Source organism: Arthrobacter sp. FW306-1B-F12A (genome assembly GCF_058781865.1).
In genome coordinates, this window is sequence record NZ_JBYSXD010000014.1 from 86469 (window position 1) to 95810 (window position 9342).

The window sequence follows — 9342 nt, forward strand, 5'->3', positions numbered from 1 at the left end:
CAATCATGACAACATCCAACGTCACCATCGACGAAGCCGGAACCGAAGAGCGTCCGCTCCTTGAAATCCGGGACCTCGCCATCTCCTTCCAGACGGCGAGCGGCGAATTCCAGGCCGTCAAGAATGCGCACCTGACCATCATGCCCGGCGAGACTGTCGCCATTGTGGGGGAGTCCGGTTCGGGGAAGTCGACGACGGCGCTCGCCGCCATCGGCCTCCTGCCGGAGAACGGCAGGGTTTCCAGCGGGCAGATCCTGCTCGACGGCGAGGACATCTCCCACGCCCCGGAACGGCACATGATCGAGTTGCGCGGCAACACGATCGGCATGGTTCCGCAGGATCCGATGTCCAACCTCAACCCGGTCTGGAAGATCGGCTACCAGGTCCGCGAGACACTGCGCGCCAACGGCAAGCCCAGCGGTCCTGCCGACGTCGCCCGCGTCCTGGGGGAGGCCGGCTTGCCGGACTCCGCACGCCGCGCCAAGCAGTATCCGCACGAATTCTCCGGCGGCATGCGCCAGCGGGCCCTGATCGCCATCGGCCTGTCTTGCCAGCCGCGGCTCCTGATCGCCGATGAGCCGACGTCGGCCCTGGACGTCACGGTGCAGCGGCAGATCCTTGACCACCTCGAAACCATGACGGCGGAACTCGGCACGGCAGTCCTGCTCATCACCCACGATCTCGGCCTCGCTGCCGAGCGCGCGGACAAAGTAGTGGTCATGTACCGCGGCAACGTGGTGGAGGCCGGTCCTTCCCTCGAATTGCTTCGCAACCCGCAACACCCCTACACCCAGCGGTTGGTGGCCTCGGCGCCGTCACTCGCTTCGCGTAGGATCCAGGCCGCCAAGGCCGAAGGAATCCAGACGGAAGAACTCCTGGCGCCCACCGAAGCTGTGGCCGAAAAGGCATTGGCCGACGACGTCCTGAAGGTCGAAAGCCTCAGCAAAGTCTTCAAGCTGCGCTCCGGAATGGGCAAGGCAACGGACTTCACTGCGGTGGACAACGTCTCGTTCAACGTCAAACGGGGGACGACGACGGCGATCGTGGGTGAATCGGGTTCCGGCAAGTCCACCGTGGCCCAGATGGTCCTCAACCTGCTCGCGCCGACGTCGGGCCGGATCGTTTTCGACGGTGTGGACACCTCCACCTTGAACAGCCGGGAAATCTTCAAGTTCCGGCGCCGCGTCCAGCCGATTTTCCAGGACCCGTACGGTTCACTCGACCCGATGTACAACATCTTCAGGACCATCGAGGAACCGCTCCGGACCCACAAGATCGGTGACAAGGTCAGCCGCGAGAAGAAGGTCCGGGAACTCCTGGACCAGGTGGCGCTGCCCCAGTCCACCATGCAGCGGTACCCGAACGAGCTCTCCGGCGGCCAAAGGCAGCGCGTCGCGATCGCGCGCGCGCTCGCCCTCGACCCCGAAGTGATCATCTGTGACGAAGCGGTCTCCGCTTTGGACGTCTTGGTGCAGGCCCAGGTCTTGAACCTCCTGGCCGAGCTGCAGTCCAATCTTGGCCTGACGTACCTGTTCATCACGCACGACCTCGCCGTCGTGCGGCAGATCGCCGACCATGTCTGCGTGATGCAGAAGGGCAAGCTCGTGGAGACGGGCAGCACGGACGACGTCTTCGATTCGCCGCAGCAGGACTACACCAAGGCCCTGCTCAACGCGATCCCGGGTGCCAGCCTGATGCTTCCGCCCGTGGTGGCCTGACGGTCCTGGCGCCCGTGCGCTGAGTGCCAGCCGGGGGAGCAGAAGAGCCGGTACCACTTCCGTGGGGGGGGGGAAGTGGTACCGGCTCCTTTGCTGTTTCCGGCTCATCCGGAGTTCGCTGCCGATTGTGATGAAGGGCACAATTCGATGACCTGGAGGGTGATTTTTAGGCCAATAAATACCACAGCGTTTAGACTCTATGAAGGTGCCCTGTGTCAAAGGGTCTAATCCGTCGTGCGTTCCGGTTGGAAATGTCGCGATACAACAGCTGACTTCACCACTGAATCGAGCCATTACGCATGTCTGAAACCACCACCAACACCGCCGCGACCACTGCATCGCGCAGTGATCTGCGCAACGTCGCGATTGTGGCCCACGTTGACCACGGCAAGACCACGCTGGTCGACGCCATGCTCAAGCAGACCAACTCCTTCGCCGAGCACAACCACCTGGAAGACCGCGTCATGGACTCCGGTGACCTGGAGCGCGAAAAGGGCATCACCATCCTCGCCAAGAACACCACGGTTGCCTACAACGGCCCGTCGTCCAATGGCGAGACCATCACCATCAACGTGATCGACACCCCCGGCCACGCCGACTTCGGTGGCGAGGTGGAGCGCGGCCTGTCCATGGTTGACGGCGTGGTCCTCCTGGTCGACGCTTCGGAAGGTCCGCTGCCGCAGACCCGCTTCGTCCTCCGCAAGGCCCTTGCCGCGCACTTGCCCGTCATCCTGCTGGTCAACAAGACCGACCGCCCCGACGCCCGCATCGAAGAGGTTGTCCACGAGTCCATGGACCTGCTCCTTGGCCTGGCCTCCGACCTCGCGGACGAAGTTCCGGACCTGGACCTGGACAAGATCCTGGAAGTACCCGTGGTCTACGCCGCAGCCAAGGTCGGCCGCGCCTCCCTCGAGCAGCCGGCTGACGGCTCGGCCCCGGAAAACGAAGATCTCGAACCCCTCTTCAAGGCGATCATCGAGCACATCCCGGCGCCGACCTACAACCCGAACGGTGTCCTTCAGGCGCACGTCACCAACCTGGACGCTTCCCCGTTCCTCGGCCGCCTTGCACTCCTGCGCATCTACAACGGCACCCTCCGCAAGGGCCAGACCGTCGCCTGGGCGCGTGCCAACGGTGAGCTGAAGAACGTCAAGATCACCGAGCTCCTGGCCACCAAGGCCCTTGACCGCGTACCGGCAGAGTCTGCCGGCCCGGGCGAGATCGTGGCTGTTGCCGGTATCGAGGAAATCACCATTGGTGAGACCCTCACTGACGCCGAGAACCCGCAGCCGCTGCCGCTCATCACGGTGGATGACCCCGCGATCTCCATGACCATCGGTATCAACACCTCCCCGCTGGCCGGCAAGGTCAAGGGCGCCAAGGTCACGGCGCGCCAGGTGAAGGATCGCCTGGACAAGGAACTGATCGGTAACGTCTCCATCAAGGTCCTGCCCACCGAGCGTCCGGATGCCTGGGAAGTCCAGGGACGTGGCGAGCTTGCGCTGGCCATCCTCGTGGAGCAGATGCGACGCGAAGGCTTCGAGCTCACTGTCGGCAAGCCGCAGGTTGTCACCCGGACCGTCGACGGCAAGATCCACGAGCCGATGGAACACATGACCATCGACGTGCCTGAAGAGTACCTCGGTGCGGTCACGCAGCTGATGGCTGCCCGCAAGGGCCGCATGACCAACATGGCCAACCACGGTACCGGCTGGTGCCGCATGGAATTCATCGTTCCGGCACGTGGCCTCATCGGCTTCCGCACCAAGTTCCTTACGGACACCCGTGGCGCCGGCATCGCTTCCTCGATCTCCGAAGGCTACGAGCCGTGGGCCGGCCCTATCGAATACCGCACCAACGGTTCGATGGTTGCCGACCGCGCCGGTGTGGTCACCCCCTTCGCCATGATCAACCTGCAGGAACGCGGCTCCTTCTTCGTGAAGCCCACGTCCGAGGTCTACGAAGGCATGATCGTCGGCGAGAACTCCCGCGCCGACGACATGGACGTCAACATCACGAAGGAAAAGAAGCTCACCAACATGCGTGCCGCTTCCTCTGACACCTTTGAGAACCTGACGCCGCCGCGCGACCTGACCCTCGAAGAGTCCCTCGAATTCGCCCGCGAAGACGAGTGCGTTGAGGTAACCCCGGACTCCATCCGCATCCGCAAGGTGATCCTGGACGCCAACGAGCGCGCCAAGGCTACCCGCGCACGCGCCAAAGTCTGATCCTGCTGGGCTGATCAAGTACTGACGCGCCCAACGGACTGACGCATTGAATAAGGGAGCCACCGGAACAGCACGCGGCATTGCCGTGGCTGTTCCGGTGGCTCTTTTTGCTGCCTTTGCAGGCACCGCACTGCACCGGCAGGCGCTCCTTATTGCCGGCGTCGACGTCTCTTGGGGTACCGCAGCGGCACTGCTCCTGCTCGCATCGCTCCAGCTCCTGCTGGGTGCGTGGTCGCGATCCTTGATCCCGACGGTGGTGGTGGGCATTGTTTGTTACGCCGCCGTAGGCGTGCTCTCCACGGGCGGAACGGGCAAGCAGCTGATCGTCGCGGATGTGCCCGGAAATGTGTGGGTTTACGGGAGTGCGGGCATCACTTTCGTGATGCTCTTGTGGTGCCGGCGCTACGGGCGTCCTCCGCGCGCTTAGCTAGTCGGCGCTTGGGTCCCGGTGGTGGGCGATCAAGAGCGAGGTGGCCTCGCCGTCGTCGTCTGCCGGAAGACGCATATATTCCTCGACGACCGCCCGCAGCTTGCCCATCATCTCCTGCTGCCGTGCAGCATTGAACTTCACGCCAAGCCGCCAGACATCGATGTCCCCTGGCATGAGCCCGCGGGTTTCCTGGACGAATGTTTCGATCAGGACAGGGGCAATATCGTCGACGGGAGTGCTCCACGAGGTGCGGGTGGCGATGTACGGCACCTCCTTGGCGCCCCTCTTTCCCTTCCGGCCTTCCTGAGGTTCAAGAAAACCGGTGCGCACCAAGGTCCGGACATGATGCAGGCTTGACGCCGGATTGATGTCCAACAGCCCCGCAATCTCTTTGTTGGTGCGAGCGTGGTGCAGGCAGAGCCGGAGAATCCTCAGGCGCAGGGGGGAGCTCAAGGCGCGGCCCTTGGCCACCAGGTCGCTGTCCTCCCGCTCGTGTTCCGTCATGGTGGCCAGTGTAGCCAGCCTTGAGTGATTGACATATACCAATCACTACAGGAAACTGGGCGGGTGAACGCCGGGACCACGGACAATGCTCAGCAAACTGACACAGCTCAGCACACTGCCTCGCTGTGGCGGGACCGGAACTTCATCACCTTCTGGTCGGGCCAGGCCGTCAGCCAGCTTGGGGCGCAACTGGGGCAATTGGCGTTTCCCGTCCTCGCGGTGACTTTGCTCGGCGCCAGTGAGTTCGAAGTCGGCGCGCTCAATGCCGCCGGCCTTGCGGCCTTCCTGCTGATCGGTTTGCCGGCAGGAGCGTGGGTTGACCGCTGGCTCAAGCGTCGCACCATGATCGTGGCGGACCTGGTCCGGACAGCGGCAATGGCGACCGTACCAATCCTCTGGTGGGCCGGCATCCTGCAGATCTGGCACCTTTACGCCGTAGCCGCCGTCGTCGGGTCCGCGACGGTCTTCTTCGACGTTTCCTACCAGAGCTATGTGCCCGTGCTCGTGGATGCCGCGAAAGTGCCGCAGGCGAACTCCAAGCTCGAGGCCACCTCCCAGATCGCACGGATCGGGGGTCCTGCCGCGGGCGGTGGCTTGCTGACGGTCGTGTCCGCCCCGGTGCTGTTCGTCGGGGAGGCGATCGGGTATCTGCTGTCGGCCATCTTCCTGCTCAGGACGCGCGATGCGGAACGGCCCGTGGCCGCGAAGGATCGGCAGCCGCTGGCAAGCGAAATCAAGGAGGGCCTGGTCTTCGTGGTCAGGCATCCCCTGATCAGCAGGATTGCGGCGTGCACGGGCGGGGTCAACTTCTTCACCACGCTTGCCTTCACCTTGATGCCGGTGTTGGTACTTCGTGAACTGGAACTCGGTCCGGAGGGCATGGGCCTCATCATGGCGGTCGGCGCCGTGGGCGGACTGATCGGGGCGGTTGCCGCGCCCAGGTTGGCGGCCTGGATCGGCGAGGGGACGGTTATTCCCGTGGCGTCGATGATCAGCTCGCTTTTCCTCCTCCTGGTTCCGTTGTGCGTGCTTGCCCCCGAGCGATGGATGTCCCTGGTGATGCTCATCGTCTCCGAGTTCGGGTTCGCTTTCGGAGTGCTGGTGTACAACATCATGCAGTTGAGCATGAGGCAGCGCGTGTGTCCGCCCCGGCTCCTGGGGCGCATGAATGCGTCCATTCGCTTCGTGGTGTGGGGGGTCATGCCGATCGCTGCCCTAGCCTCGGGCCTCCTGGCCGAGAATATCGGCCTCGTACCGACACTCTGGATCGGCTTGGGCGGAAGTCTTGTTTTTGTTGCGCCTGTGCTGTTCTCCCCGCTGTGGGGAATGCGCAGGCTCCCCGACGAGGTGCATGGCGCCTGACCCTCCGGGACATGAGGCGGAACTACTCGCGGGTTGTGCGCGGATCCCGGCGCTGGGGCGGAGGAGGGACTGCTTTTGCCGCCACAACAAGGGCCAGCGGGATCTCGACGTCGGACTGTCGGGTACGGATGGTGCACGCACCGTCGGCGACCGAGAGCAGGTAGCCGAGGGCATCGGTGAAGCCGTTGTCCAGGCGGTATCGGACAACTACCCGTGTTCCGGATACGGTATTGAGCAGGAAATCCTGGGGCCGGGGCAGATTCACCAGTTCATAGTAAGACGCCCGGCTAGGTTGCTGAGTTCCCGCTGGGGGATAATAGGCTCAGAATTCGATGTACCGGCCACAGGGCCGGTGGTACTACCCGGAATTTCCGGGACAACTGTGGAGAGGCAAGGGACGTGACCTACGTAATCGCGCAGCCGTGTGTGGACGTCAAGGACAAGGCATGTATTGAAGAATGCCCTGTTGACTGCATCTACGAAGGCGAACGTTCCCTCTATATCCACCCGGATGAGTGCGTGGACTGCGGAGCTTGCGAACCCGTGTGCCCGGTGGAAGCGATCTACTACGAGGACGACACCCCGGAGGAATGGGCCGACTACTACAAGGCCAACGTCGAGTTCTTCGATGACCTTGGTTCCCCGGGCGGAGCCGCCAAGATCGGCAACACCGGTAAGGACCACCCCTTCATCGCCGCGCTGCCCCCACAGAACCAAGACCACTAAGAACGGTTGCTCCTTTGATTTCTGCGGCCCCCGCTTTCGGCCTCAACCTGCCTGACTATCCTTGGGAAGCGATGGCGCCGTACGTGGCCAAGGCTTCAGAACACCCGGGCGGGGCAGTCAATCTCTCCATCGGAACCCCCGTGGATCCGACGCCGCAACTGGTCCGCGAGGCGCTTGCCCGGGCAGCTGACGCCCATGGTTACCCGACGGTCCACGGCACGGAAGCTCTTCGCGAGGCCGTATCCAACTGGTTCGCCAGCCGCCGCGGGGTCCCGGGAATCGATCCGAGGGACGTCCTGCCGACCGTCGGCTCCAAGGAATTGGTGGCCTGGTTGCCGTTCCTGCTGGGACTGAGCGCAGGCGACGTCGTGGTCCGCCCCACTGTGGCGTACCCGACCTACGACATCGGCGCCATGCTTGCAGGCGCCACTGCCGTCGCGGCAGACAACCTGGACGACCTGGACTCAGCCACCCGCGCGAGGGTCCGGCTCATCTGGATCAATTCCCCCGGCAATCCCACGGGCAGCGTCCGTGACGTCGAATCCCTCAGGCAGATCGTCGCCCAGGCGCGCGAGATCGGCGCAGTCGTGGCGTCGGATGAATGCTATGCCGAACTCGGCTGGGGCGAATGGGATGCCCAGCGTGGCGGCGAGGCGGTGCCTAGCGTCCTTGACCCGCGCGTCACGGGAGGATCCACGGACGGACTCTTGTGCGTCTACTCCCTCAGCAAACAATCGAACCTTGCCGGCTACCGTGCCGCCTTCGTGGCTGGTGACTCGTCGATCGTGGCGAATCTGGTCAACAGCCGCAAGCACGCCGGCATGATCGTGCCGTATCCGGTCCAGGAAGCCATGCGCACCGCGCTCGGCGATGCCGGCCACGTGCTCGCCCAAAAGGATCTCTACCGCGGGCGCCGTGAACGCCTCCTGCCGGCACTGAAGAACTTCGGCCTGGAGATCCACGAGTCCAAAGCTGGCCTGTACTTGTGGTCCACCGCAGGGGAGGCGACGTGGGACACAGTCCGCCGTTTCGCTGAGCTGGGGATCGTTGTCGGGCCCGGGGTGTTCTATGGAGACGCGGGCAATGGTTTCATCCGTGTGGCGCTCACCGGCACGGACGAACGCATCGATGCGGCAGTCGAACGCTTGGACACTGCCCGGTAACAATGCTGTGACTTCCCGCACAGGGCGCGTCATTCCGCCAGTAACCGTAGCTTGTGAATTAGTTTGTCCCGCTTACTGGCGGTAGCTTTTAACTGACTATCAATGGTGGCTTTCTCCACGAAGGCAGTTCGGCCGATGGTGTCTGCACCTGCAGACTCCTGGCTGGAGTCACCAGATGTTGGTTGGATCAAGCTTTCGACCGAGGCCAAGAGCCTCATGAAGGGGACTCCATGACTGAGACCACCAGCGCTACCCTGCGCCATGCCGGCGGAGAGCTCGAGCTCCCGCGGATCAAGGTTGTAGAAGGGAACGAAGGATACGACGTTTCCAAGCTGCTGAAGCAGACGGGCGCCGTCGCCTATGACCCCGGCTTCATGAACACCGCCGCCACCACGTCGGCAATCACCTACATCGATGGCGACGCCGGTATCCTGCGGTACCGCGGCTACCCGATCGAGCAGCTTGCCCAGCACTCAAGCTTCCTGGAAGTTTCCTACCTGCTGATCTACGGCAACCTTCCCACTCCCACCGAGCTGGACGCGTTCGACCAGCGGATCCGCCACCACACGCTGCTCCACGAAGAGCTCAAGGGCTTCTTCGGCGGTTTCCCGCGTGACGCGCACCCGATGCCGGTGCTTTCCTCGGCTGTCTCCGCGCTGTCCACGTTCTACCAGGACTCCTTGGACCCGTTCAACCCGGAGCACGTGGAAGTTTCCACTATCCGCCTCATGGCGAAGCTCCCGGTCATCGCGGCCTACGCCCACAAGAAGTCCATCGGCCAGCCCATGCTGTACCCGGACAACTCCATGAACCTCGTGGAGAACTTCCTGCGCCTGAGCTTCGGCCTGCCGGCAGAGCAGTACGAGCTGGATCCCGTCGTCGTCAAGGCGCTGGACCTCCTGCTCATCCTGCACGCCGACCACGAGCAGAACTGCTCGACGTCGACCGTCCGCCTTGTGGGCTCCTCGAACGCGAACCTGTTTGCTTCTGTTTCCGCAGGCATCAACGCCCTCTTCGGTCCCGCCCACGGCGGCGCCAACGAGGCCGTGCTGAAGATGCTGCGCCAGATCCAGGCCGACGGCATCAAGCCCGAGGAATACATGGAGAAGGTCAAGAACAAGGAGGACGGCGTCCGCCTCATGGGCTTCGGGCACCGGGTCTACAAGAACTACGACCCCCGCGCCAAGATCATCAAGGCGACGGCACACGAG

General features: G+C 63.6%; 9 protein-coding genes. 7 read left to right on the plus strand and 2 right to left on the minus strand.

Features of this window, described 5'->3' with window-relative positions; genetic code table 11:
* The first annotated feature begins 5 nt into the window (after positions 1-5).
* The 3 genes from AC3WJU_RS09495 to AC3WJU_RS09505 all read left to right on the plus strand — a co-directional run bounded on the left by AC3WJU_RS09495 (position 6) and on the right by AC3WJU_RS09505 (position 4373).
* Entirely contained in the window at positions 6-1718 is a 1713-nt protein-coding gene (locus tag AC3WJU_RS09495) for a dipeptide ABC transporter ATP-binding protein (RefSeq protein ID WP_492259717.1), read from the plus strand.
* 299 nt (positions 1719-2017) lie between these two features.
* Positions 2018-3946, plus strand: a complete 1929-nt coding sequence (gene typA, locus AC3WJU_RS09500; protein ID WP_284991419.1) for a translational GTPase TypA — start codon at positions 2018-2020, stop codon at positions 3944-3946.
* Between the two features lie 46 nt (positions 3947-3992).
* A complete protein-coding gene (locus tag AC3WJU_RS09505; RefSeq protein WP_492259718.1) occupies positions 3993-4373 on the plus strand; it encodes a hypothetical protein in 381 nt (126 codons plus the stop codon).
* On the opposite strand, the gene AC3WJU_RS09510 is transcribed toward AC3WJU_RS09505, so the two are convergent.
* Positions 4374-4880, minus strand: a complete 507-nt coding sequence (locus AC3WJU_RS09510) for a helix-turn-helix domain-containing protein (RefSeq protein WP_284991423.1) — start codon at positions 4878-4880, stop codon at positions 4374-4376. It abuts the gene before it with no gap.
* 63 nt (positions 4881-4943) lie between these two features.
* Between AC3WJU_RS09510 and AC3WJU_RS09515 the strand changes: the two genes are divergently transcribed.
* The gene (locus AC3WJU_RS09515; protein WP_492259719.1) at positions 4944-6242 is read left to right on the plus strand and encodes an MFS transporter; all 1299 of its coding nucleotides are present in this window, start codon (positions 4944-4946) and stop codon (positions 6240-6242) included.
* Positions 6243-6264: 22 nt separating this feature from the next.
* Here AC3WJU_RS09515 and AC3WJU_RS09520 read toward each other — a convergent pair whose 3' ends face one another.
* Positions 6265-6507 carry a putative acetyltransferase gene (locus AC3WJU_RS09520; RefSeq protein ID WP_059387478.1) on the minus strand — a complete coding sequence of 81 codons (243 nt, stop codon included), beginning with the start codon at positions 6505-6507 and terminating at the stop codon, positions 6265-6267.
* Between the two features lie 134 nt (positions 6508-6641).
* Between AC3WJU_RS09520 and fdxA the strand changes: the two genes are divergently transcribed.
* The 3 genes from fdxA to AC3WJU_RS09535 form a co-directional block, all read left to right on the plus strand.
* Positions 6642-6968 (plus strand): ferredoxin, encoded by a 327-nt coding sequence (fdxA, locus tag AC3WJU_RS09525; protein ID WP_018776555.1) that lies wholly within the window; start codon positions 6642-6644, stop codon positions 6966-6968.
* 14 nt (positions 6969-6982) lie between these two features.
* Entirely contained in the window at positions 6983-8131 is a 1149-nt protein-coding gene (gene dapC, locus AC3WJU_RS09530; protein WP_492259720.1) for a succinyldiaminopimelate transaminase, read from the plus strand.
* Between the two features lie 230 nt (positions 8132-8361).
* Positions 8362-9342: citrate/2-methylcitrate synthase (locus AC3WJU_RS09535; protein WP_492259721.1), on the plus strand; the 981-nt coding region annotated here is incomplete at its 3' end.

What these genes read in the sequence shown, in the direction of transcription:
- AC3WJU_RS09495 (WP_492259717.1), top strand. Translation starts at nt 6, where the DNA reads ATGACAACATCCAACGTCACCATCGACGAAGCCGGAACCGAAGAGCGT.
- typA (WP_284991419.1), top strand. Translation starts at nt 2,018, where the DNA reads ATGTCTGAAACCACCACCAACACCGCCGCGACCACTGCATCGCGCAGT.
- AC3WJU_RS09510 (WP_284991423.1), bottom strand. Translation starts at nt 4,880, where the DNA reads ATGACGGAACACGAGCGGGAGGACAGCGACCTGGTGGCCAAGGGCCGC.